We start from the raw sequence: 22,523 nt of genomic DNA, 5'->3' as shown, positions 1-22,523 counted from the left end.
AATGAGCAGAGTGCCAGAGAAAGTAATTTTTTGCGTATAACACATTGGCACGAATGTTTTGATATACATTCGCGGCAACAAAATTTCGTGTATTATTGATTATCAGTTTGTTTTACTCCGGCAAATTATAGCTTACCACCACTGTTGGCAGCAGTGTAGCATATTCTAACGGTACCTGGTTGTAAGACACGATGGGTTTACGCTGACTATAAAAATTATATGCCTCCTTAATGGTAGCATTGCTGGCCATCGCAGGCGGATTAAAACTGATGGAAAAAGGAATGATAAAATCATGAAACTTTTCATGATCGGGAATAACCCATTTATGGTTCGATTTTTTAAGGGCTTCAATAATAGGTAGGGTTAAAACATAATCATCAGCGTAGTAAACGATTATCTTTTTAATAGTGCCTTTTTCATCGGCTGTAAACTTAAATACTGCAGTGCCGGTAGCTTTCTTTTTAATTATCTCGGGCGATACTTTCAGGCTATCCCTAAAAAAACGGGACATTACCGCACCACCACCCTGAAACGGGAATGCAAGCTCGGTTTGGGCCATACTGTAAACAGATGATAAAATAGCTATAGTAAATAACAGGGTCTTCTTCATTTATACTTCTTTTGGTTCTCTTTTGCTGCCTTCATACAGCTCATACTCTAATAGGCGGCAATCAAGCTTTCCATTGTAAAATTCAATTCTTCGTGCCGGGCGCAAACCTATTTTTTTTGCCAGGTCGGGGTTGCCCGTGAAAATATAGCCGCGGTATCCGAGGCATTTCTTTTTCATAAAATCGCCCATACGTTTATAGGTAGCTTCCAGTTTGGAGTGTACGCCCAGACGTTCGCCGTATTCGGGGTTAAACATTACCACACCTGCATCTCCGGGCACTTCGGTATCTTCAAAATCACAAACGTTAAAATCAATTAAATGTTCTACCCCGGCGGTTTTTGCATTTTTTTGAGCAATGTCAACGGCGTCGGCAGATATATCGGTAGCTATAATTTTAAAATTTGTTTCTTTTTTTGCCTTATCCTTTAATTTACGGCGCTCGGTAAAAAACACGGTTTCATCATACCCTAAAATGTGCATAAAGCCGTAATTCATCCTGAATAAGCCCGGGCATTTATCGGTAGCCAGCAGTGCCGCCTCAATGGCCAGCGTACCCGAACCGCACATGGGGTTAATAAAGGTGCTCTTCCTGTCCCAGCGGGTAGCCATAATGGTTGATGCAGCCAAAGCTTCGAGCATAGGAGCCTTGCCCGGTATTTTACGGTAGCTGTGTTTGGCCAGCGTTTCGCCGGATGAATCAATAAAAATATCGGCATTGTCATCCTGCCAGTACAGGTGAATCAGGGTTTTATTAGCCTCGGCCCCTGAGTTTGGCCGTATACCTTTTACCGATTTTATTCTGTCGGCAATGGCATCTTTAACCTTTACATTGGCAAACAACGGGGTAAGGATATGTTCGTTATTAACGTTTGACGATACGGAAAAATATCCGGCGAAATCTATCAGTTTTTCCCATTCAATGGTAACCAGCTCTTCATAAAGCTCATTGGGGTTGGCTGCTTTAAAGCTTTTTAATAAGTACAGTACCTGGCTTGCGCAGCGCAGGTTAAGGTTTAGGGCAATGGTATCAGTAACAGTACCCAATAATTCAACTCCGGTTTGAAAAACACGGGTAGGTGTAAAACCCAATTCCTCAACTTCCTGCTGCAGGTAAGGCGACAGTCTTTTGTTACAGGTAATTACGATTTTACTTTCGGTGTGGAAAACTTGCATATTATTTTGCGAATTTATAAATTAAAAACACCCTATTTTAATTTCTTATCTATTAACTTTACATTTTAAATTTTTTTGAGAAGATTATTATGGAAGTTAAAGGTAAGGTATATGAAGTGTCGCCAACAGTGCAGGTAACTGAATCACTAAAAAAACGCGAACTGATACTTGAATATATTGAGAACCCTCAATATCCCGAATATTTAAAATTTGAAGCTATACAGGATCGCTGCGCCCTATTAGACAATGTTAAGGTAGGCGATGATGTTGAAGTTTTCTTTAACCTGAAAGGCCGCCCATGGACTGATAAAACAGGTAAAAAAAGCTATTTCAACTCCCTGCAGCTATGGAGAGTAAATGCGCTGGCAGCAGGTGCAGGCAGCGCAACTACACCAGAATATGCGGCGCCATCGTCAGATATCAGCTCATCAAATGATGACGACGATCTGCCGTTTTAATCGGCCTGCTTAATAAAGTACTTATTAAATAAACGATCCCTTTTTTAATTAAAAAAGGGATCGTTTTGGCTATGGTTGTTTTTGTTTAGCACAAACTACAGGCCCCTACTCCCATATATAACCTGTCTCCTTCTATTTTTTGTATATTTTATTGTTGATCGCTGGGTATAGGCCATGTCGAAGCAAAAGGTTATATTTCAACAGGTTATTGTAATTAACAATTGTTAAATTTTGTTAAAAGCAATTATAGTACAGTTATTTAAAATAATTTTGCTTGTTAGCAAATGAAGAAAAGAAGCATCGGGTTAATTATTGGGTTAATGGGTTTTGCGCTTTTGGGTGTAATGGCCATGCAATTGTACTTTTTAAGGCAATCGTACCAGATGCAATCTGAATTGTTTGACCGTTCGGTAAATGAGGCGCTTAACAATGTGGTGTCAAAAGTTAGTAAACAGGACGCTGTTAATTTTTTAAGCAATAAGGCACAGGGCAGTATTACCGCAGGTAATGATAGCAACGCAGGAATACGGGTGTTGAAAAGTAATGCCAACAAGCCGTACGCGTATAAAAAGAATAAAAAGCAATCCCTGCGCGAAAAGAAGATTGCCATATTACGCGATAGCCTGGAGCGGATGATCATGCATAAAAAAATGGATGATGAACTGGCTAATTTGCTGCAGCAGGAAAGTTCGGTTGATTTTCAGGTAAAGGTTGAGGAATATACAGATGAGTTTGGTGTGGTACACGGCCGTTTTACTCCGCAAATTGTACGAACACGCATTACCCGTACCATAAACCGACCAAAAAAGCTGCATAAATATGATACCTTAAGGTATGTATATATCGATCCGCAGTTTGGTAAACAGCTAATTTCGGTACCACAGATAAATCCTTTATGGCAGCGAGAGCAGATACGCAAGCAAAAGGAACGACAGGTTGCCCAAATCAAGAAAATGCTGGAAACAGACTCGCTGCAAAACCTCAACAGCGGCAAAACCACTGTAATTGAAAACCTTGCCGAAGAATACCGTAAAACCGGTGAACCTTTGAAAAAACGAGTAAACCCGTTCTGGATTGACTCTTTACTTCGTTTTGAGTTGCATAACAAAGGCATCTTTTTGCCCTTCAGTTATGAAGTAACCACGGCCAGCAGTGATTCGCTCATATTTTCGAGCGCTACCGATAACGATGGTAACAAACCCATGTTTATAGCTGCAAATACCTATCAAACGCCCATATTCAGCAAAGATGTGATTAACGATCCGGGTAAAATTAAGCTGGCATTTCCGCAAAAAAATTCGCTCATATTAAGAAACATGACCGCCACTGTAGGTACTTCGGGAGGTTTACTGGCAGTGCTGATATTTTGTTTCGGTTATACCATCTTTTCCATCCTCAAACAAAAAAAGGTATCGGAAATGAAGATCGATTTCATTAATAATATGACCCACGAGTTTAAAACACCCGTGTCAACCATTATGATAGCCAGTGAGGCTTTAAAGGATAATGAAATTGCTGAGGATAAAAGCCGCGTGTCGCGCCTGGCTAATATTATATTTGAAGAGAACGCGCGGCTGGGCAGTCATATTGAACGTGTACTGAACGTTGCCCGTATTGAAAAGGATGATTTTAAACTGGACAAAAAGCCGCTTGATGTAAATGATATGATAGCTGTTGTGCTGGATAGCATGGCACTTAAACTGCATAAGCATAATGCGAAAACTACCCTTAACCTTACCAATGAAAATACGGTAATTGTTGCCGATGAGCTGCATTTTTCAAATGTGTTGTATAACCTGATTGATAATGCCATAAAATACAGCGCTACAGCGCCCGAGATAACGATAAGCACAGTGGTTAAAAGTGGGCAGGTACTCATCAGGGTGGCAGATAAGGGCATAGGCATGAGCCGCGATCAGCAAACAAAAATATTTGAACAATTTTACCGTATACCTACCGGTAACCTGCACGATGTTAAGGGATTTGGGTTAGGGCTGAGCTACGTAAATACCATTGTCAAAAGACTGAACGGTACTATAAGCGTAAAATCTGAAAAGGAAAAAGGCTCGGAGTTTGAACTGAAATTTCTGCTGGCCTAACTATACTATATGAAGAAAATACTACTGGTTGAGGACGATGCCAATTTGGGTTTACTGTTGCAGGATTATCTGCAATTGAAGGGTAAATTTGATGTTGTTTTGTGTAAAGACGGCGAGGAAGGCTTGCGTGCCTTTACCAAACAAGTGTATGACCTGCTGATATTAGACGTGATGATGCCTAAGAAGGACGGTTTTACCCTGGGTAAGGACATCAGGAAGATAAACCCGCATGTGCCTATTATTTTTGCCACAGCCAAAGGTATGATCGAAGATAAAATGCAGGCCTTTAACCTGGGTGGCGACGATTATATCACCAAGCCATTCCGTATTGAAGAACTGCTGCTCCGCATTAATGCCTTGCTTAAAAGAACCGAGAGTACCGATAAAAAGGAAGAAGAAAAACAGACTACATTTAAGATAGGCCGCTATATATTTGATTATACTACACAGATCATTACTATAGGCGATGCGCAGCAAAAGCTTTCAACCAAAGAGGCCGAACTGCTTCGCTTATTATGCATGCGGAAAAACGAAGTGCTTACCCGCGAAGAAGCCTTGCTGAATATATGGCACGATGATAATTACTTTAACGGCCGCAGCATGGACGTGTTTTTGAGCAAAATACGCAAGTATTTAAAGGATGATCCCAGTGTAGAGATCATAAACGTACATGGCCGGGGCTATAAACTGCTTATTAATTAACTCCCGAAATATCCTGACCGAAATGGATTAGGTTGCCATTATTATCCAATATGCTGAATTCTTTCATCTTCCAGGGTCTGTCTTGCAGTTCGTTTTCCGGATGAACAACACCTGCTGATTTATATTCGGCATATAACTTTTCAACTTCGTTTACAATAATATAACAACTGGTGCTTTTTGCAATTGCAGCATTAGCGCAGGGCCACAAATGGATATAAATTCCGTCGCGGCTCAGGATCAAATATCCATCCCAACTGGCATGAAATGCAAATCCCAGTTTTTCGGTGTAAAACTTCACGGTATTGGCTTCATTTAATGATGCTAAAACAGGTATGGCGATTTGCAGCATAATATCAGGTTTTCAAAATGGCTATTAATTCTAATATATCTCAAATTATCCGTTTGTAACAACTTTTTTTAATACAGGCAATTGTTTTTTGACTATTAATAAATAGGTTTGTTATTAACTGATCACATTAATTCATTACCTATGAAACTAAAGTTACTTTTTTCATGCCTCATCTCTGCAGGCATTGCTTTACCTGTAATTGCTCAGGAAACTGTTAACCCCGCTGCTGTTCAAAAAATACGCGAAGAAGGGTTGAACCACTCCAAAGTAATGGAAACAGCGTTTTATTTAACAGATGTTTCCGGTCCGCGGCTGGCCAATTCTCCGGGATTAAGGCGCGCGCAAAACTGGGCGGTTAATCAATTAAAAACCTGGGGACTGGTGAACGCCAAACTGGAGCCATGGGGTACGTTTGGCAAAGGCTGGGAAGTGCAGAAAAATTATGCGGCAATCACAGTGCCCTATTATCATGCTATTATAGCTATCCCCAAAGCCTGGACGCCTGGCACTAATGGCCTCATCAAAGGCGATGTTGTGGTGGTAAAGGCCGATTCTGCAATTGATCTGGATAAATACAAGGGTAAGCTGCAAGGAAAGATTGTGATATTTGACGTGAAACCATTGGTAGAGCGCACGCTTAAACCGGATGCCATTAGGTATACTGACGAAGAGCTTGCCGAAATGGCCAATGCAACACCCCAACCTCAAGCTGCTCCAGCTGATATTAATTCGCCCCAGTTTGCTGCTATCCGTAAAGCCCGCGCTTTTCAAACAGCATTAAGAAGCTTTGTATATGATGAAAAGGCTGCGCTGATTTTAAGCCAGGCCCGTGGTACCGATGGTACTGTATTTACAACCAACGGTGCGTCATACGCCGATACAGCTAAAGCGGTGGCGCCCGAACTGGAAACCAGTAGTGAAGATTACCAGCGTATTTTGCGCCTGGCAAAGGGCGGCCAAAAAGTAGAGATGGAAGCTGACATTAAAACCCAGTTTTTAACAGACGACCTTCAGGGTTATGATGTAGTGGCCGAAATACCAGGCACTGATAAAAAATTAAAAGAGCAGGTTGTTATGATAGGCGGTCACCTTGATTCATGGCATGCTGCTACCGGTGCTACCGATAATGCTGCCGGCAGCGCGGTAATGATGGAAGCCGTACGTATTTTGAAGGCCATAAACTTTAAACCCAAACGTACTATACGTATTGCCTTGTGGAGCTCGGAAGAGCAGGGTTTGTTTGGTTCAAAAGGATATGTATTAAATCACTTCGGTGATCCTAAAACCATGCAGCTTAAACCCGAACAGGCTAAATTATCCGCTTATTATAACCTGGATAATGGTACCGGCAAAATACGGGGCATTTATTTACAGGGTGATTCGGCCGTGGCACCGATATTTAAAAAATGGCAGGAACCGTTTAATGACCTGGGCGCAACAACCTTAACCATCAGGAATACCGGCGGGACAGACCATCTTTCTTTTGACGCGGTGGGTATCCCCGGTTTTCAGTTTATACAAGACCCTATTGATTATAGTTCACGTACGCACCATAGTAACCAGGATACGTACGATCGTCTGATAGAGGACGATCTCAAACAGGCTGCAACCATTGTAGCCTCATTTGTCTACAATACTTCTGAACGTGCCGAAATGATACCACGCAAGGAGCTGCCAAAAGCACAGCCTGCAAAGTAAAAACAGATTTTTCAGCTAAAAAGTAAAAGCGCCACGGCCTGCCGGAGCGCTTTTACTTTTTAATAACTGCGGTTTGAATCCATATTGTGTAAAATTGGACATTAATATGTGTAAGTAATTGTATTACTGATTGTTAAATCGAGTAAAAGTACTTGCGTGTTTTCTGTTATAATGCGTAGAATTACTTATGGCTACCTTAAAATAGGGCTATAACTTTATTATTAATATACTTCTCCTGTTTGCGGTACCTGTACATCTAAAATTATAAAGCCTTTCTTTAATAAATTCTATCGCTTACAGGGATAAACGAATAACTTTCTTTTAACCTTAAAGCGTATAGTCATGAGTATTTTAAAGAAATTTTTAAACTATTTAGTCACCCTCATCCTTAGCTTTTGGCAATGGTTATTAAAGCATTTAGGCATTTTATCAGCCCCAAAGGTAGTTTTGGTTTTTGATGCAGGCGATTACTTTGTTGGTTCTTACACCAAGGTAAAACTGAAAATAACCGGTTCTCCTGTGCTTACTCTGGATGATCTTTATTTTACCATACCCGATGGCCCCAAAGCAGGCACTATCTCTCTTTGCCAGGATAAGGAATTTGATCCGGCCAATCCCGATATTATGTTATGCATTGGTTATGAGCCCGGAGATTATAGACTACAATGCTATAATAAAAGTACGTCGGCTCTGATGAGTGAAGAAAAATTTTCGGTTACCACTATCTGGACGGATAATAAAGTAGGCGCTTCAAGATCATTTACTGGTATTGTAACCGGGTATAGCGCCGGAAGCGCCTGGGGTGGCGGGCCGGCCGCCCCGCAAAACCTGAATGTTATCCCACAGTCGGGAACCAAACGCATTGCCGTTTTATTGGTTGATACAAGTTCAGAAAGATATTCTACTACTATTGCAGATGTGCAGGCTATTAAAGACAAGTGGATGAACTCATTAATAAATGGGGTTACCGAAGGCGGTATAACCAGGAGTGTAAAGCAATTTTACCGCGAAGTTTCATATAATAATATTGACATTACAGCCGATGTATTTGGGCCCGTACAATTGCCTGCAGATTTTGATACTTATTTCAATGCCGATGGAACAACCAAGGGTGCATTTAACCAGGCAGCAATTACAGCCGGTGACGGACTGATCAATTATAACAATTATGAATATTTGCTTTGCGTTTCCCAACCTGTTCATACAACAGATGCGGGTGGCAATATTGTAAGGGCTAAAGCTGCCTGGCCTTATTCATCTATTGGTAAGTGGGGCCCATACTCCACCTCCGAGGGTGACAAGAGTTTTGGTATTATGTCAATGCCGCATGACTGGGAGGAAGCCGATGGACGAAAGCGTTATCAAACAATTTCTCATGAGTTTGGCCACAATCTGGGCCTGTTGGATCAATATACCCCATCGGTACCCGGAAGAAACCTTGATGATTGGGAATTGATGGATTTTGAGCGGAACTGGCCATATTTTTCGGTGGCGCACCGCATGATGCTTGGCTGGCTACCTGCCACCAATATTGTTCAGTATAACTTTAGCTCAATGGCTACCCCGGTTGACCAGAGTACAACGCTGCAACCTATAGAGGCTGCCCCGGCTGCGGGGCAGGCATCGGCGATAGAAGTACGTATTGCCGATGGATGGAACTACTATTTTGAATACCGTAAAGGCCAGGCGGCGGAACTTGGAGATAAACAACTGCCAACCGACAGCGTGGTTTTTGGAACGGATGTGGTATCGGCACCTTGGGTGCCTCCTATATCAAGGCCCGTAATCTTACTGTTAAATAATGATGCAGACGGCGATGGCAGTGTGCTCACCAACGGAAAGGATTATAAAGAAACAGATCATACCGACCCTACCTTTCCTACCGATTTTAAAGTAGGGGTTAGTGGCATTAACGGCAGCAATGCCAGTGTGCGCGTACAATATGGTGTAAACAGCAAACCCGATCCTTCTATCAGGCCGTGGCCGCGGCCTGATCACCAATACCAAAGCCCGGATATAGAAGTGCGTAATGACCGCAATGCATCAAACCCCGAATGGTTCAATGTTCCGTGGGTAGGGCATGACAATACGGTAGCTGCGCAGGTGAGGAATAATGGCAGCCTTGATGCTCCGGGGGTAGTGGTCCATTTTGCTGTTAAAGATTACAATGTTGGCGGAGCTCCCGAAAGTCCGCTCGGGACCGTTGTGAAAGATGTACCTGCCGGGGGAGCTCCTATAGAGTTTACCACGAGCTGGAACCCCCCAGCCGAAGGGCACTTTTGTATTATTGTAAGAATAGAGCTATACCAGCGCCCAGACAACCCAGCCATTGTCGAAATGACCGAACTTAATAATTTGGCCCAATCCAATTATGACCGTTTTATTTCGGCCAGCGCGTCGCCGGCCGAAAGGATGATCACTTATGTAACCGTTGGCAATCCTTACCCGGTAGCTACCCAGGTGTATCTCATACCTGATCAAACTAATCCCTTGTACCGCTCCTATGCAGAATTTATGTGGTTATGGCTTGAACCGGCCGAAACACGCAAAATTAAACTGATGTTTGAGTATGATCATACCAATTTATTTAAAGGGCCGCTGTCGCTGGGTGTTTATGAATCAATAAATGTAATTGCCAGCAATAATGATCATAAAATTAATGCGGAAGAGATACAAAGAAAATACCAGGACGTTCCTAATAAAGTTAACCTGGCATGTATGATCGAGAATCCTCATGATAATCCACGGCATTCAAAATATGTGTTAGGTGGTGCCGAGGTGGAGGTTGTTACCGGTAAGGCCACCCAGTTTGTTAGGTTTGGTAATGACGGTGATACCTTATACGGCCAGGTATTGGTAAAGGCAACCAAGGCCCCTGCCAGGGGGAAAGTAATTCTCGAACTTTTCTTTGCCGATGTGGTGAAAAAATATGTAACCGTAAAATTAGACGATAACGGGCAGTTCTTTTTCAGGCTGGATAAAGACGTTAAACAGATTTTGGGGTACTTTTTACCTGATAAAGGATATGGTGATTGTTACAGCGACTTATTGAAACTTTAATAAATATTTAGTTTTTGTACTTTACAAATCAGCCCCGTTCTGCATAAGAGAACGGGGCTGATTGCTTGTTACCAAAATGATTAATTATTCCAGCTCAATTTTCTGGTGCTGGTATGGGATTTCAACATGTTTAAACCCTTTCTCTTTTAGTTTGCCGCTAAAATGCTGCTGCACCTCGTATTCGCCATGTACCAAGAATATCTTTTTTACTTTTTCAGGATCCTGGCAAGTGAGGAAACGTAACAGGTCTTCATAATCGCCATGAGCGCTCATCGATTTGATAGATCTTACCTCGGCCTTAACCTCATACATTTCACCAAAAATGTGTACTTCATGGTCGCCGTTTAATAAACGGCCGCCCAGCGAGCTGGGTTCGCAATAGCCCACCATTAAAATGGTGTTTTTATTATTGCTGATATTGTTTTTAATATGGTGCTTTACCCGTCCCGCCTCGGCCATGCCCGATGAGGATATAATAACGCAGGGGCGCTGGTCGTTATTCAAAGCTTTTGATTCTTCGGTCGACTGTATAAAACGCAAGCCTTTAAAGCCAAACGGGTTGGCGTCAGTTTTTAAAACTTCCTTAACACCCTTGTTATATACCTCCGGATGGTTCATGAGCACCTCGGTAGCTTTTTGCGACAGCGGGCTATCTACATAATAATGTAAATCCGGTAATACACCACGCATTTCAAGTGCGTTTAAAGCATACAATAATTCTTGTGTGCGGCCAACGCTAAATGCCGGGATAATCAATTTCCCCTTCTTGATCTCGCAGGTTTGCCTGACGATGTCAAGCAAGGCATCCTCAATCGGCCCCAGCTCTTTATGTAATGAGTCGCCGTAAGTCGATTCCAGCAAAATATATTCAGACTGTTCAAACGTTTCTGGATCATTTAGCAGCAAATCATCATAACGGCCAACATCACCGCTAAAGGTAATATGGGTAAGCTTGCCATCTTCCAGTATAGATAAATGCACTGCCGTGCTGCCCAAAATATGCCCGGCATCGGTAAAAGTAAGTTTTACTCGTGGCGTTATTTCAAATTCCTCATGATACTCTACTATTTTAAACAATCGTAAGGCCGCCATAGCCTGCTCATCGGTATATAACGGGGTTTCCGGTGGAAGCCCTTTTCGGACGCGGTGTTTGTTACTGTATTCTGCATCCTGCATTTGTATGTGTGCCGAATCCATCAGCAGTATGCGGGCCAGATCCATAGTGGCCGATGTGCAAAATATTGGTCCGTTAAATCCTTCGGCCACCAGCCTGGGTATTAAACCGCAATGGTCAATATGTGCGTGCGAAAGTACCAGGTAATCAACTTTTTTAGGGTTAAATCCAAAATGCTCGTTAAGGTCCTCAGATTGTTCGCCCATGCCCTGGAACATGCCGCAATCAAGCAGAATGGTAGTATCATCCTTCAGCCTGATCAAATGCTTACTGCCGGTAACGTTACGGGCAGCGCCATGAAAAGTTATATTCATTTATGAGTGGTATAAAATTGCAGATGCAAGATGCACAATAAAAGGTTACAAAACGGAAACTAAAATCTTAGTTGTTATTTTCATTTATAGTACTTATCTTAGATTTAACCAATTGGATAATTTGATGCAGTATTGGTTAATGCATCAAAAATTTTTATTTACAAGCACCATGGAAATTAAAGAACTAACACGCGCCGAGGAACAGATTATGCAGGTATTATGGCAACTTGAAAAAGGGTATGTAAAAGATGTGATTGATTTGTTACCCGAGCCCAAGCCGGCCTATAATACGGTATCAACCATTATCCGCATACTGGAAACAAAGGGATTTGTAGGGCATACGGCATTTGGCAAAAGTCACCAGTACCATCCGGTAGTAAGTAAAGATCAATATCAGAATTTTGCTGCCGATAAACTGCTTAGCGGTTATTTTGATAACTCAGTAAACCGTATGCTGTCCTTTTTTGTAAAAAAAGAGAAAATAGATCTGAAAGAGGCAGATGCCATTATGAAACTGATCGAAAAACTTAAAGACAAATAATTATGAGCTGGTGGCAATACTTATTACTGGTAAATATTTACCTGGTGTTGTTTTATGGATTTTATGTTTTACTGCTCCGTAAAGAAACTTTCTTTCAACTTAATAGGGTTTATTTAGTAGCGGCCTCATTGCTATCCTTCTTTATTCCGCTTATACAGGTAGAGTGGGTACGGAACCTGTTTATTACCCAGCAGGTAAAATATACTATTTACAGCAGTCCGGTAATGATATATCATTTTAAGCCAATTGAAGCCACACAAATAAGTATAGGACAGGTGTTTACCGTTTTATATGGAATAGGCATATTGTTTTTATCAATACGCCTCATGTGGCAACTGATCAGGTTAAGAAAAGTGATCAGGCAACCAAAATCATCTACCGCCTATTCCTTTTTTAAGAAAATCAGGCTCAACGAGGAGAATGATGTTAATCCGGTAATTATTGCCCATGAACAGGTGCACGTCCAGCAATGGCACTCGGCCGATGTTATGCTCATCGAGCTGGTTATGATTATTAACTGGTTTAACCCGGTAGTGTACCTGTACCGTTTTGCTATAAAACATATTCATGAGTATATAGCCGACCGGCAGGCTGTGCAAGCAGGCACCAGCAAAGTTGATTATGCTTTGCTGTTATTAAGCCAAACATTTAACGCACCGGCACACCAGTTGGTAAACCCGTTTTTTAATCGTAGTCTGTTGAGGCAGCGCATCATGATGCTCCAAAAAAATAAATCACAGCGCATCTCGCTTATTAAATATGGCCTGTCGGCACCTTTGTTTATTCTGATGCTCATTTTATCATCGGCAACAATAAATAACAGTAAACCGGTTACCGTTATTAATAGCAAAGCGCACCAACTGTTTACAATATCGGCAGAGCCTGCGGCATTAAATGATGTATTTAATGATAATGATAAGCCGGAAGAAACCGACAATGCTGTTGTTACTACCACGGATGAAAAACCTTCAAAAGTATTTTCATCAGTTGATGAAGTTCCGGGTTTTCCGGGCGGGCTTAATGCATTTGGCCGTTTTTTAGGTACAAACATAAGATACCCTAAAAAAGCCCTTGATGAAGGCTTGCAGGGAAGGGTTATTGTAACTTTTTTTGTAGAAAAGGACGGATCACTATCGGGCTTTAAGGTTTTAAGAGGGATAAGTGACGATATAGATGCAGAGTCGATAAGAGTGCTTAAACTGTCGCCCAAATGGAAACCGGGAAAGGTTAATAACAAAGCTGTGAGAGTTCAGTATTCGGTACCCATAAATTTTAGTTTAGCCAACGAGGCAAGCAAACCCGATACCAATAAATCAGCGCCGGTATTTACGTCTGTTGAGCAGGTGCCGGAGTTTCCAGGAGGCCAGGAAGCTTTTTCCAGATTTTTAGCAACCAATATAAGATACCCTCAGGCCGAGAGGCTTAAAGGCATACAGGGAAGGGTTATTGCTACATTTATTGTAGAAGCTGACGGCTCACTGTCGGATTTGAAAATTACCCGGGGATTGAGTTCCGGTTTAGACGACGAATCGCTCCGTGTGCTTTCACTATCTCCCAAATGGAAACCAGGTGTGCAAAACGGCAGAACGGTACGTGTGCATTATTCTGTTCCGATCAGCTTTATTCTTAATTACGACAAACCCGGAAAACCAGCCGAGGAGAGTACAGGAAACGCGGAGACTATTAAGGGCAAGAGCGAACGAATATTGGTGACTCACAGCATTACCGAAGACACCGATAAAATTATTGATAAAAGCCCTAAAATTGCATTTGGCCGAAGCCTTACCAGCGCGGAGCCATTGTATTTATTAGATGATAAGGTGGTACGCCGCGTGGATATGGGATTACTCGATGCGAACAATATTGAAAGCATAAATGTGATAAAAGGTAGTTCGGCTACAGCAATTTATGGAAACAGTGGCAGAAATGGTGTAATATTAATTAAGTCAAAAGGCAAAAAATAAAAACAACGGAACCTAAAACAATTAAACTAACATCCATAAAAAGCCTTTCATAAACTATGAAAGGCTTTTTATGGATTTACCGTGATGGTGGCTATTTCTTTTTGCCTGGTTCGCTAATCGGTTTTACCCCATCTTTTTTGCCCGATTGATAATCTGACGGTGCTTTTTTGCTGCCTTCTGAAGCAGGTTTCTTTTTTTCTTTTATTGCTTGTCTGTCCTTGCTCATGGTTTTATGTTTTTAATGTGTAACAGAATAATGTTCCTGCTGCAGATATTATCGTGAAGTAGTTTGCGGACGCGATTGTTTAAGCCCGGCTTGTTGAAGAAAAGATTGCTTTAATTTTTGAAAATTATATCTTTGACCAATTATTGCAGCAATTACTTAAAGGTAGGCTTTTAATTAATAATAAAGGTGGCTGAATTAAATATATATTATACGTATTTAATTGACAAACTGCCTGTATAATGCTTAACTTTGGGAAATTTTTTTGATATATACACGTTTATACAGATAAACTATACAATTCGCTTAAAATGAAAAGTTTTATTTCGCCAACACTTTATGCAGGTTTAAATTATGTAGTTGCTATTGTACTCATAGCATCGCCATGGTTGTTTGGTTTCGAAGGTCATAAAATAGGTGCGGCTTTGCTTTTACCTATGATCTTAGGATGGTTTCAGCTTATTATGGCAATTTTCAGCAATCACCAATTTGGTTTTATCAAGCAGTTCCCTATGCAGATGCATTTCTTTTTAGATGTATTTGGTGGTTCATTCCTGTTTTGCTCACCATGGATATATGATTATGCTCACGTAACCTATTGGCCACAAGTTATTTTAGGTGGTTTATTGGTAATAATGGGTGCCTTTACAAAAGGATCAAGATTTTCAACCCCGGCTCCTCATCATCATGACAAAGGGCTTGCCGGGATTATTGAAGAATAAAAATACTTCTGATATATAAAAGAAAGGGATGTAGTTTATATTACATCCCTTTCTTTTTTCATAAAACCTGCTCTTCGGCTTGCTCGCGTTCGCGGAGGTTCCGCATAATTTTGGTATACCCACGGTGAGTGTGCTGCTCATCAAATAACGGAAAAACAAGACCACTGCCCCAAAATCTCGACCCATCTTTACGCATATGGTAACGTTCATCAATAGCACGTCCATCTGTTAAAGCTGTTTTTAGCTCTTTTTCCGGGGTGCCGGCTGCAATATCCTCCGGCGTAAAAAACACCTTGGCACACCTGCCTATAATTTCTTCTTCTTTATAACCCAGAACTTTTTCGGCTCCAGTATTCCAGCTGTTAATATCTCCGTTTTTATCAGTTGTAACCACGGCGTAATCTTCCAGACTGTCCAGCACCTGTCTGAAAAAGTCTTCACTCATTCTGAAATACCTGTCTTCAAAAATATCATTACTGGTTATGGTTTCGTCAAGCGTGTGATATTCAACTAACGGATTGGTTTCCTCGGCGCCGCAGGCCAGCTGCATAGGTTCGCCTGTAATTTTATAAAAGGTAGTATAACCCTGGGGCAGGTTGTTTAGGTCGGGCTTTTTTCTTACAGGTACCAGTATGGTAGTTATAGCGTCGCTGTTATCCTTGGTCTCAATGTTGGCCAACATATAAGTAAAGCCCTTTTCTATAAGATTGCCGAGTAAAATAGGTGTTAATGGAATTTGCATTTCATTTGAGGTTGATATGTATCACCCTGCAAAAATGAAACCATTTATAAATTATTAATTAAACAATAAAGCATTGAGTTAATTAAATAAATTAAAATACCTCATTAAGCCCCAGGAAAAAGCCATTTGAACCATAACTGCCCCGACCATAGTCAATACACAGGTTTGAGCGCGTGTATTTATTAAATAATAGCCTGAGCCCTACCCCGGCTCCTGGCTCCCAGTATCTAAACAACTTAATATCGCGCTGGTTGTTGGCCGATTCTATATTTGCAAACGCAACGCCGCTCAACAGCTTGTTAGCAGTAATAGGGAAACGGTATTCGGCCTCATTGTACACAAATGACATGCCTTTAAAACGCCCGATTATAAATGCACGCCCTATACGGCCATAAGCGTCGCTACCGGTACCAGGTAGTTCCAGGTAGGGTAATGAACCACTCAGCAGATAGTTTGACCAGTGCCAAATGGCAAATACTTTTTCGGGATTGGTAGACGACAGGCTCCAGTATTTTCTGAACTCCACTTTAAGCTGAACCGCCTTACGGTCGCTCCCGAGCCAGGTTTCATTTTCTTTTAAAATAACATCGGCGTAAATACCCCTGAAAGGGCGGTTTGGCTGGTCGCGGTTATTGAACTGAAAATTCACCAATACGCCATTAGCCTGGTAGGCGCTGGGCGAATAGCCGTTTTTAACACTATACCTAAAATTATGTGTGGCGGTTATGGGTACCTCTTTGCGTCCATCATCAATGCCGCTGTAAAAATTAAAACTGAGGCCTGCGCCGGCATACAGGTAATCAGCAAGCTTGCGGTATATGCGCTCATTTGCTTTGATATAAACATATCGCAGGGGGTATTCGTTAGGATTGTTTGGAAACTGCTCGTTATTCATACGCAGTTCGCCATCGCCAAAGCTTCGGCGGCCGGTGCCAAGGCCGTTGTCCATTGCTATGGTTTTACCAATTTGTATGGTGCCCTGCAGGTTCCATTTGTTTTGCGATGAAAACGCGTTATGCTTTAATTCAAATGTTGAAAGCCTGTTGGTTGAAATATAAAATCCGGCATTAATTACTGATAGGGTTGTATTGGCTGGGTTGCCAAAATATTTGCCGCCCGATGAAATTGCTCCTACGGCAAAACCCACACTGGGATTATAGGCTGCGGATGGTAATACCGACCAGCTGCCTGCTTTTGTCATATCAACCGGAGCTGCGATAGTATTTTTACCGCTGAAGAACTCACTCAAAATGCCATTAGCATCCCTTTGCGATGCTAAGGAGTCTGCAATGTTGGCCTCTGTTTGGGCAAACAACCTGCAGGCACTTAATATCACAAAACCTGTTATAAGCGCGCATCTGCAAATAAGGATGATCAATTAGGTTTAATTTATTACTTATTGCTAATATAATGTTATCCCACCAACATCAAAATGAAAAGTCATAAAAAAGTAATTTTTTAATGTTGAAGGTATAGTTATCATTAACTAATGGTTTAAAATGCTCTTCGGGGTCAATGTCCGGAACCTATCTGAAATGCCATCTTGAATTTTGTGCTGCCCGGCTTTAATAAAAACCTCAAAACTATTTGTAAATAATTCAAATAAGCGTATCTTTGCAGTCCCGAAAATGCGGGGTATAATAAACGTTTAAACAATTTAATTTAAAGCAAGTGAATACGTTAAGTTACAAAACTGTCTCAGCCAACAAAAAAACCGTTAACAAACAATGGGTTGTTGTTGACGCACAAGGCGAGATTTTGGGGCGCTTGTCCACTAAGATCGCAATGATCATCCGTGGTAAAACCAAGCCAGATTTCACCCCGAACGTAGACTGCGGTGATAATGTAATAGTTATCAATGCAGACAAGGTAAAGTTGACCGGAAACAAATTCAGCCAAAAAGAATATGTTTCTTATACTGGTTATCCAGGTGGTCAGCGTTTCATTTCTCCTAAGGAGTTAATGGCGAAACATCCTGAGCGCGTAATTGAAAAAGCCGTTCGTGGTATGTTACCTAAAAATCGTTTGGGTAAAGCATTATTTGGTAACCTGTATGTATATGCAGGTTCTGAGCATCCTCATGCAGCACAAAACCCAACAACCATTTAACTTTTAATTTTAAAGGAGAAAAAAAATGCCAACAACTAACACTTCAGGCAGAAGAAAAACAGCCGTTGCCCGCATCTACCTTTCAGAAGGAAATGGTGCGATCATCGTAAACGGTAAAGATTACAAAGAGTACTTCCCAACATTGCCATTACAATACATCGTTACTCAGAGCACTGAGGTTTCTGGCTCAACCGGAAAATTTGATGTTAAAGTAAATGTTGCAGGTGGTGGTGTAAAAGGACAGGCAGAAGCCGTTCGTTTAGCTATTGCGAAAGCCATTGTTGAACTTGATCCTGAAAAGAAACCTTCACTGCGCGCTAAAGGTATCATGACCCGCGATGACCGTATGGTTGAGCGTAAAAAACCAGGACGCAAGAAAGCACGTAAGAGATTCCAATTCAGTAAACGTTAATCAAAGGAGGACAACAAAATGGCAAGAACAACATATCAGGATTTACTGGATGCAGGTGTACACTTTGGTCACCTTACCCGCAAATGGGATCCGAAAATGTCACAGTACATTTTCATGGAGCGCAACGGTATCCACATTATTGATTTAAATAAAACCTTAACCAAGGTTGAAGAAGCTGCTGCAGCTATCAAACAAATTGTAAAATCAGGCCGTAAGGTATTATTCGTAGCTACAAAGAAACAAGCGAAAGATATTGTTGCCGATTATGCAAAAAGTGTAAACATGCCTTACATCACCGAGCGTTGGTTGGGCGGTATGTTAACCAACTTTGCAACTGTTCGTAAGTCAATCAAAAAGATGTCAAACATCGATAAACTGACTAAAGATGGTACTTACAGCAACCTTTCTAAAAAAGAAAGACTGATGATACAACGTGAGCGTATCAAATTAGAAACCCTTTTAGGAGGTATCTCTGATTTGAACCGTTTACCTGCAGCATTATTCCTGATCGACGTTAAGAAAGAACATATCGCGGTTTCAGAAGCTTTAAAGTTGAACATCCCTACATTTGCTATGGTTGATACCAACTCTGATCCTTCAAACATCGACTTCCCTATTCCGGCAAATGACGATGCGACCAAATCAATTTCATTGATCACCAGCATTATCATCAAAGCTATTGAAGAAGGTTTAGATGAGCGCAAACGCGAAAAAGAAGACGAAGCAGAAAAAGAAGCAGCTGTAGCGAAAGCTAAAGCAGATGCTCCTGAAGTTGCCGACAGAGCTGAAGGTGCTAAAAGAGCCCGCAAAACTGCTGAAGTAGCAGACGTTGCTGCCGAAACCGATGCTGAAGCTCCTGCTGCCGAAACAGAAGAGTAATTAAGTTGTGGGTTGTAAGTTGTGGGTTATAAGGTTTCTTGTAATTACAGCTTACAGCCCATAGTTTTAATATTAAAAATAGTTGCAGGTTATAACGGCACTTTAATTTTGCGCAAAACTTACAACTCACAACACAAAACTTAAAATTCAAAAAAACATGTCTACAGTACAAATATCTGCAGCCGACGTTAACAAATTGCGCCAGCAAACTGGTGCCGGTATGATGGATTGCAAAAAAGCATTAACCGAAACAAACGGTGATTTTGAAGCAGCTATCGATTTTTTAAGAAAAAAAGGTGCTAAAGTTGCTGCAAGCCGCCAAGACAGGGAGTCAAACGAAGGTGTTGTTATTTCGCGCACTTCTGCTGATGGAAAAACCGGTGTAATCATCGAGCTTAACTGCGAAACTGATTTCGTGGCTAAAAACGCTGAGTTTATTGCTTTCGCAAACGAAATTGCAAACAAAGCTGTTGAAAACAAACCTGCTACTATCGAAGAGCTTTACGCTCTTTCTATCGATACTGATAATACCACTACCACTATTGGTGAGGCTGTTATTGATAAAACCGGAAAAATCGGCGAAAAAATTGGTGTATCTAAATATGAAGTTGTTGAAGGCGACAAAGTTATTGCTTATATACATGGTAACTTCCGTTTAGGTGTATTGGTTGCTTTAAATGCTAACCCAGCCGGTGCTGACGAGGCAGGTAAAGACGTAGCTATGCAAATTGCAGCTATGAACCCTATCGCGGTTGATAAAGACGGTGTTGATGCTACTACAGTTGAGCGTGAGCTTGAAATTGCAAAAGATCAGATCCGTGCAGAAGGTAAACCAGAAGAAATGGTTGAAAAAATATCTCAAGGTAAACTGAACAAATTTTACAAAGATTCAACCCTGTTAAACCAGGAGTTTGTTAAAGATCCTTCAAAATCTGTTGCTCAGTTCCTGAGCACTGTTGAAAAGGGTTTAACAGTAACAGCCTTTAAGCGAGTAGCTTTAGGAGCTTAAATATTTAATCCCTTCCGTTAATTCGGAAGGGATTTTTTTTGCAATAATATTTTGGCCTTGTCATCCTGAGCTTGTCGAAGGATTGCGCATAGAGGCCTGACCGCCCATGCTTCGACAGGCTCAGCATGACACCTTGCCCGAAAGGACGCAACAGAACGACGTTATAAATATTTCAATCTATGATAACAGCGCTTCACAATCTCAAACTTATTTCAGGTGGCCAGATCACCGAAGGTAAAGCCGTTTTAATATCAGGCGGCCAGATCATTGATGTAATTGCGGAAAATGCCATTCCGCAGGATGCTCAAAAAACAGATCTTCAGGGAGCTTATCTTGCCCCCGGATTTATCGATCTACAAATTTATGGCAGCGGCGGTAAACTATTTGCCGGCACTCCTACTGTTGAAGCGCTGGAGCAACTGGAAAACGACCTGCTTGGTCAGGGAACTACAGGGGTATTTGCCACCATTGGCACCAATACAAATGATATAGTTGAAACCGGAATTGACGCCGCAAAGAGCTATCGCCCAAAAAGTAAGGGCGCTTTTTGGGGCCTGCACCTGGAAGGGCCATATTTAAATCCGGCTAAAAAAGGTGCACACCCCGAAAAGTTTATTAAAAAAGCTACACTTGCCGAAGTAAAAAGCTGGATTGAACGAGCTGACGGTGTTATCAGGATGATTACTATTGCCCCAGAGTTACAGGATCAGGAAGTGATTGATTATTTATACAACCAGGGTATTATCCTTTCATCGGGCCACAGCAATGCTACTTATGCCGAAGGGAAATCTTTTTTAAATAAACCGGTACAGGCAGTTACTCACTTATACAACGCTATGCCGCAGATGCACCATCGCGAGCCTGGCTATATTCCTGCAATTTTTGAGGAACGCCCGTACACCAGCGTTGTTGCTGATGGTATCCATGTTGATTTTGCTATGATAAGGCTGGCAAAACGCGAACTGGGTGATAAGCTGTTTTTAATAACCGACGCGGTTACCTCAACAAAAGAAGGCGCTTACCAGCACGAGCTGCGTGGCGACCGATATACCATGCCCGACGGCACCCTGTCGGGTTCATGTTTAACCATGCTTAAGGCCGTTGAAAATTGTGTAAAGAAGGTTGGTATTGAACTCGCCGAGGCAGTAAACATGGCATCATTATACCCAGCTGAGCTGGCAAAGCAAACCAAAAAAGGTAAAATCGAAAAAGGCTTTGACGCCGATATGATCATTTTTGATGCTGATTTTGAAGTAAAAAACACCATTTTAAAAGGTGATTTTTTAACAAAGACAAGATAAAATTTTAACACTGGCTTTAATTAATTATTTTTGGCGAACTACTCCTGATATGAACAGAGCTTTATCAATTCATGATACACACGCAAGCGAGTTCCATCTATTTCTATTAAAAACAAATCACACCAGATGAAGTACAAAAGAATCTTACTAAAACTTTCGGGCGAATCGCTCATGGGCACCAGACAATATGGTATTGATAATAACCAGGTTTTGCAATATGCTCATGATATTAAAAATGTATATGATGCAGGTATTGAAATTGCGATTGTAGTTGGTGGCGGTAATATTTTCAGGGGCTTAAGTGCCGAAAAATCGGGTATGGAACGTGCCCAGGCCGATTATATGGGAATGCTGGCCACCGTAATTAACTGTATGGCCCTCCAAAACGCGCTGGAAAGTATTGGTGTTGAAACACGCCTGCAATCGGCCATAAAAATGGAACAGATCTGCGAGCCTTACATCCGTCGTCGTGCCATGCACCATTTAGAGGTTGGTAAAATTGTGATATTTGGCGCTGGTACCGGTAACCCTTATTTTACTACAGACACAGCCGCTTCCCTGCGTGCTATTGAAATTAAAGCCGATGTAGTATTGAAAGGCACCCGTGTTGATGGTATTTATACTGCCGATCCGGAAAAAGACCCATCAGCTACCCGTTATGATGAAATATCATTCCAGGAGGTATATGATCAGGGATTGAACGTAATGGACATGACCGCTATAACACTTTGCCGTGAAAATAAACTGCCTATCATTGTATTTGATATGAATGAATCGGGCAATTTTATGAAAATTGCACAAGGTGAACCTATCGGAACGCTGGTACACTAAGGATAAGACTTATACAAAGAAACCCTGATATCCGATAATATCAGGGTTTTCTTTTTTTATACATCTTGTCATTCTGAGCGCAGCGAAGAATCTATTCACAAATATGTATGGCGTTTAACAGATTCTTCGCTACGCTCAGAATGACAGATAAGA

The 22,523-nt window shown here is 41.5% G+C and carries 21 protein-coding genes; 14 read left to right on the top strand and 7 right to left on the bottom strand.

Features of this window, described 5'->3' with window-relative positions; all coding sequences use genetic code 11:
- Window positions 1-112: 112 nt before the first annotated feature.
- Both SNE25_RS00230 and SNE25_RS00225 read right to left on the bottom strand, forming a co-directional pair.
- Window positions 113-610 carry a hypothetical protein gene (locus tag SNE25_RS00230; protein WP_321563078.1) on the bottom strand — a complete coding sequence of 166 codons (498 nt, stop codon included), beginning with the start codon at window positions 608-610 and terminating at the stop codon, window positions 113-115.
- Complete coding sequence (locus SNE25_RS00225) at window positions 611-1,783, bottom strand: THUMP domain-containing class I SAM-dependent RNA methyltransferase (RefSeq protein WP_321563077.1); 1,173 nt, start codon at window positions 1,781-1,783, stop codon at window positions 611-613.
- An 89-nt stretch (window positions 1,784-1,872) separates the two neighbouring features.
- Here SNE25_RS00225 and SNE25_RS00220 point away from each other — a divergent pair, with 89 nt between their 5' ends.
- The 3 genes from SNE25_RS00220 to SNE25_RS00210 all read left to right on the top strand — a co-directional run bounded on the left by SNE25_RS00220 (window position 1,873) and on the right by SNE25_RS00210 (window position 5,042).
- Window positions 1,873-2,241 (top strand): DUF3127 domain-containing protein, encoded by a 369-nt coding sequence (locus SNE25_RS00220; RefSeq protein ID WP_321563076.1) that lies wholly within the window; start codon window positions 1,873-1,875, stop codon window positions 2,239-2,241.
- Window positions 2,242-2,525: 284 nt separating this feature from the next.
- Window positions 2,526-4,340: a sensor histidine kinase gene (locus SNE25_RS00215; RefSeq protein WP_321563075.1), complete on the top strand. Its 1,815-nt coding sequence runs from the start codon at window positions 2,526-2,528 to the stop codon at window positions 4,338-4,340.
- A 9-nt stretch (window positions 4,341-4,349) separates the two neighbouring features.
- Window positions 4,350-5,042, top strand: a complete 693-nt coding sequence (locus SNE25_RS00210; RefSeq protein WP_321563074.1) for a response regulator transcription factor — start codon at window positions 4,350-4,352, stop codon at window positions 5,040-5,042.
- Here SNE25_RS00210 and SNE25_RS00205 read toward each other — a convergent pair.
- Entirely contained in the window at window positions 5,035-5,391 is a 357-nt protein-coding gene (locus SNE25_RS00205) for a bleomycin resistance protein (protein WP_321563073.1), read from the bottom strand. The two genes, SNE25_RS00210 and SNE25_RS00205, sit on opposite strands and share 8 nt — an antisense overlap.
- Before the next feature lie 141 nt (window positions 5,392-5,532).
- On the opposite strand from SNE25_RS00205, the gene SNE25_RS00200 reads away from it, so the two are divergent.
- Both SNE25_RS00200 and SNE25_RS00195 read left to right on the top strand, forming a co-directional pair.
- Window positions 5,533-7,089: a M20/M25/M40 family metallo-hydrolase gene (locus tag SNE25_RS00200; protein WP_321563072.1), complete on the top strand. Its 1,557-nt coding sequence runs from the start codon at window positions 5,533-5,535 to the stop codon at window positions 7,087-7,089.
- 342 nt (window positions 7,090-7,431) lie between these two features.
- Entirely contained in the window at window positions 7,432-10,149 is a 2,718-nt protein-coding gene (locus SNE25_RS00195; protein ID WP_321563071.1) for a hypothetical protein, read from the top strand.
- An 84-nt stretch (window positions 10,150-10,233) separates the two neighbouring features.
- Here the strand turns inward: SNE25_RS00195 and SNE25_RS00190 are convergent, their stop codons facing one another.
- Window positions 10,234-11,637: an MBL fold metallo-hydrolase gene (locus tag SNE25_RS00190; RefSeq protein WP_321563070.1), complete on the bottom strand. Its 1,404-nt coding sequence runs from the start codon at window positions 11,635-11,637 to the stop codon at window positions 10,234-10,236.
- Between the two features lie 169 nt (window positions 11,638-11,806).
- Here SNE25_RS00190 and SNE25_RS00185 point away from each other — a divergent pair, with 169 nt between their 5' ends.
- Together SNE25_RS00185 and SNE25_RS00180 are read left to right on the top strand one after the other, a co-directional pair.
- A complete protein-coding gene (locus tag SNE25_RS00185; RefSeq protein ID WP_310096478.1) occupies window positions 11,807-12,178 on the top strand; it encodes a BlaI/MecI/CopY family transcriptional regulator in 372 nt (123 codons plus the stop codon).
- Window positions 12,179-12,180: 2 nt separating this feature from the next.
- Window positions 12,181-14,142 (top strand): TonB family protein, encoded by a 1,962-nt coding sequence (locus SNE25_RS00180; protein ID WP_321563069.1) that lies wholly within the window; start codon window positions 12,181-12,183, stop codon window positions 14,140-14,142.
- A gap of 91 nt (window positions 14,143-14,233) precedes the next feature.
- Here SNE25_RS00180 and SNE25_RS00175 read toward each other — a convergent pair whose 3' ends face one another.
- Complete coding sequence (locus tag SNE25_RS00175; RefSeq protein WP_321563068.1) at window positions 14,234-14,368, bottom strand: hypothetical protein; 135 nt, start codon at window positions 14,366-14,368, stop codon at window positions 14,234-14,236.
- A gap of 308 nt (window positions 14,369-14,676) precedes the next feature.
- Between SNE25_RS00175 and SNE25_RS00170 the strand changes: the two genes are divergently transcribed.
- The gene (locus SNE25_RS00170; protein ID WP_321563067.1) at window positions 14,677-15,087 is read left to right on the top strand and encodes an SPW repeat domain-containing protein; all 411 of its coding nucleotides are present in this window, start codon (window positions 14,677-14,679) and stop codon (window positions 15,085-15,087) included.
- A 58-nt stretch (window positions 15,088-15,145) separates the two neighbouring features.
- Here the strand turns inward: SNE25_RS00170 and SNE25_RS00165 are convergent, their stop codons facing one another.
- Together SNE25_RS00165 and SNE25_RS00160 are read right to left on the bottom strand one after the other, a co-directional pair.
- Window positions 15,146-15,829: a PAS domain-containing protein gene (locus SNE25_RS00165; protein WP_321563066.1), complete on the bottom strand. Its 684-nt coding sequence runs from the start codon at window positions 15,827-15,829 to the stop codon at window positions 15,146-15,148.
- Window positions 15,830-15,920: 91 nt separating this feature from the next.
- Window positions 15,921-17,207 carry a BamA/TamA family outer membrane protein gene (locus SNE25_RS00160; protein WP_321563065.1) on the bottom strand — a complete coding sequence of 429 codons (1,287 nt, stop codon included), beginning with the start codon at window positions 17,205-17,207 and terminating at the stop codon, window positions 15,921-15,923.
- A gap of 293 nt (window positions 17,208-17,500) precedes the next feature.
- Here SNE25_RS00160 and rplM point away from each other — a divergent pair, with 293 nt between their 5' ends.
- From rplM to pyrH, 6 genes are all read left to right on the top strand, one after another.
- Window positions 17,501-17,938, top strand: coding sequence for a 50S ribosomal protein L13 (gene rplM, locus SNE25_RS00155; RefSeq protein ID WP_321563064.1), 438 nt, complete (start codon window positions 17,501-17,503; stop codon window positions 17,936-17,938).
- Between the two features lie 25 nt (window positions 17,939-17,963).
- On the top strand, window positions 17,964-18,350 hold the full coding sequence (gene rpsI, locus SNE25_RS00150; RefSeq protein ID WP_321563063.1) for a 30S ribosomal protein S9: 387 nt from the start codon (window positions 17,964-17,966) through the stop codon (window positions 18,348-18,350).
- Between the two features lie 18 nt (window positions 18,351-18,368).
- The gene (rpsB, locus tag SNE25_RS00145; protein WP_321563062.1) at window positions 18,369-19,229 is read left to right on the top strand and encodes a 30S ribosomal protein S2; all 861 of its coding nucleotides are present in this window, start codon (window positions 18,369-18,371) and stop codon (window positions 19,227-19,229) included.
- Between the two features lie 157 nt (window positions 19,230-19,386).
- Window positions 19,387-20,238, top strand: a complete 852-nt coding sequence (tsf, locus tag SNE25_RS00140) for a translation elongation factor Ts (protein ID WP_321563061.1) — start codon at window positions 19,387-19,389, stop codon at window positions 20,236-20,238.
- Window positions 20,239-20,417: 179 nt separating this feature from the next.
- Window positions 20,418-21,539 carry an N-acetylglucosamine-6-phosphate deacetylase gene (nagA, locus tag SNE25_RS00135; protein WP_321563060.1) on the top strand — a complete coding sequence of 374 codons (1,122 nt, stop codon included), beginning with the start codon at window positions 20,418-20,420 and terminating at the stop codon, window positions 21,537-21,539.
- A gap of 126 nt (window positions 21,540-21,665) precedes the next feature.
- Window positions 21,666-22,370, top strand: coding sequence for a UMP kinase (gene pyrH / locus SNE25_RS00130; protein WP_321563059.1), 705 nt, complete (start codon window positions 21,666-21,668; stop codon window positions 22,368-22,370).
- Window positions 22,371-22,523: the final 153 nt, after the last annotated feature.

This window comes from Mucilaginibacter sabulilitoris, assembly GCF_034262375.1.
Taxonomy (GTDB): domain Bacteria; phylum Bacteroidota; class Bacteroidia; order Sphingobacteriales; family Sphingobacteriaceae; genus Mucilaginibacter; species Mucilaginibacter sabulilitoris.
Note: the sequence above shows the minus strand (reverse complement) of the source record. Positions and strands in the feature narration are given on the sequence as shown.

Bases quoted from the DNA above. Each gene is read 5' to 3' on its own strand.
- SNE25_RS00230 (WP_321563078.1), bottom strand. From the start codon at position 610: ATGAAGAAGACCCTGTTATTTACTATAGCTATTTTATCATCTGTTTAC.
- SNE25_RS00225 (WP_321563077.1), bottom strand. From the start codon at position 1,783: ATGCAAGTTTTCCACACCGAAAGTAAAATCGTAATTACCTGTAACAAA.
- SNE25_RS00220 (WP_321563076.1), top strand. From the start codon at position 1,873: ATGGAAGTTAAAGGTAAGGTATATGAAGTGTCGCCAACAGTGCAGGTA.
- SNE25_RS00215 (WP_321563075.1), top strand. From the start codon at position 2,526: ATGAAGAAAAGAAGCATCGGGTTAATTATTGGGTTAATGGGTTTTGCG.
- SNE25_RS00210 (WP_321563074.1), top strand. From the start codon at position 4,350: ATGAAGAAAATACTACTGGTTGAGGACGATGCCAATTTGGGTTTACTG.
- SNE25_RS00205 (WP_321563073.1), bottom strand. From the start codon at position 5,391: ATGCTGCAAATCGCCATACCTGTTTTAGCATCATTAAATGAAGCCAAT.
- SNE25_RS00200 (WP_321563072.1), top strand. From the start codon at position 5,533: ATGAAACTAAAGTTACTTTTTTCATGCCTCATCTCTGCAGGCATTGCT.
- SNE25_RS00195 (WP_321563071.1), top strand. From the start codon at position 7,432: ATGAGTATTTTAAAGAAATTTTTAAACTATTTAGTCACCCTCATCCTT.
- SNE25_RS00190 (WP_321563070.1), bottom strand. From the start codon at position 11,637: ATGAATATAACTTTTCATGGCGCTGCCCGTAACGTTACCGGCAGTAAG.
- SNE25_RS00185 (WP_310096478.1), top strand. From the start codon at position 11,807: ATGGAAATTAAAGAACTAACACGCGCCGAGGAACAGATTATGCAGGTA.
- SNE25_RS00180 (WP_321563069.1), top strand. From the start codon at position 12,181: ATGAGCTGGTGGCAATACTTATTACTGGTAAATATTTACCTGGTGTTG.
- SNE25_RS00175 (WP_321563068.1), bottom strand. From the start codon at position 14,368: ATGAGCAAGGACAGACAAGCAATAAAAGAAAAAAAGAAACCTGCTTCA.
- SNE25_RS00170 (WP_321563067.1), top strand. From the start codon at position 14,677: ATGAAAAGTTTTATTTCGCCAACACTTTATGCAGGTTTAAATTATGTA.
- SNE25_RS00165 (WP_321563066.1), bottom strand. From the start codon at position 15,829: ATGCAAATTCCATTAACACCTATTTTACTCGGCAATCTTATAGAAAAG.
- rpsI (WP_321563063.1), top strand. From the start codon at position 17,964: ATGCCAACAACTAACACTTCAGGCAGAAGAAAAACAGCCGTTGCCCGC.
- rpsB (WP_321563062.1), top strand. From the start codon at position 18,369: ATGGCAAGAACAACATATCAGGATTTACTGGATGCAGGTGTACACTTT.
- tsf (WP_321563061.1), top strand. From the start codon at position 19,387: ATGTCTACAGTACAAATATCTGCAGCCGACGTTAACAAATTGCGCCAG.
- nagA (WP_321563060.1), top strand. From the start codon at position 20,418: ATGATAACAGCGCTTCACAATCTCAAACTTATTTCAGGTGGCCAGATC.
- pyrH (WP_321563059.1), top strand. From the start codon at position 21,666: ATGAAGTACAAAAGAATCTTACTAAAACTTTCGGGCGAATCGCTCATG.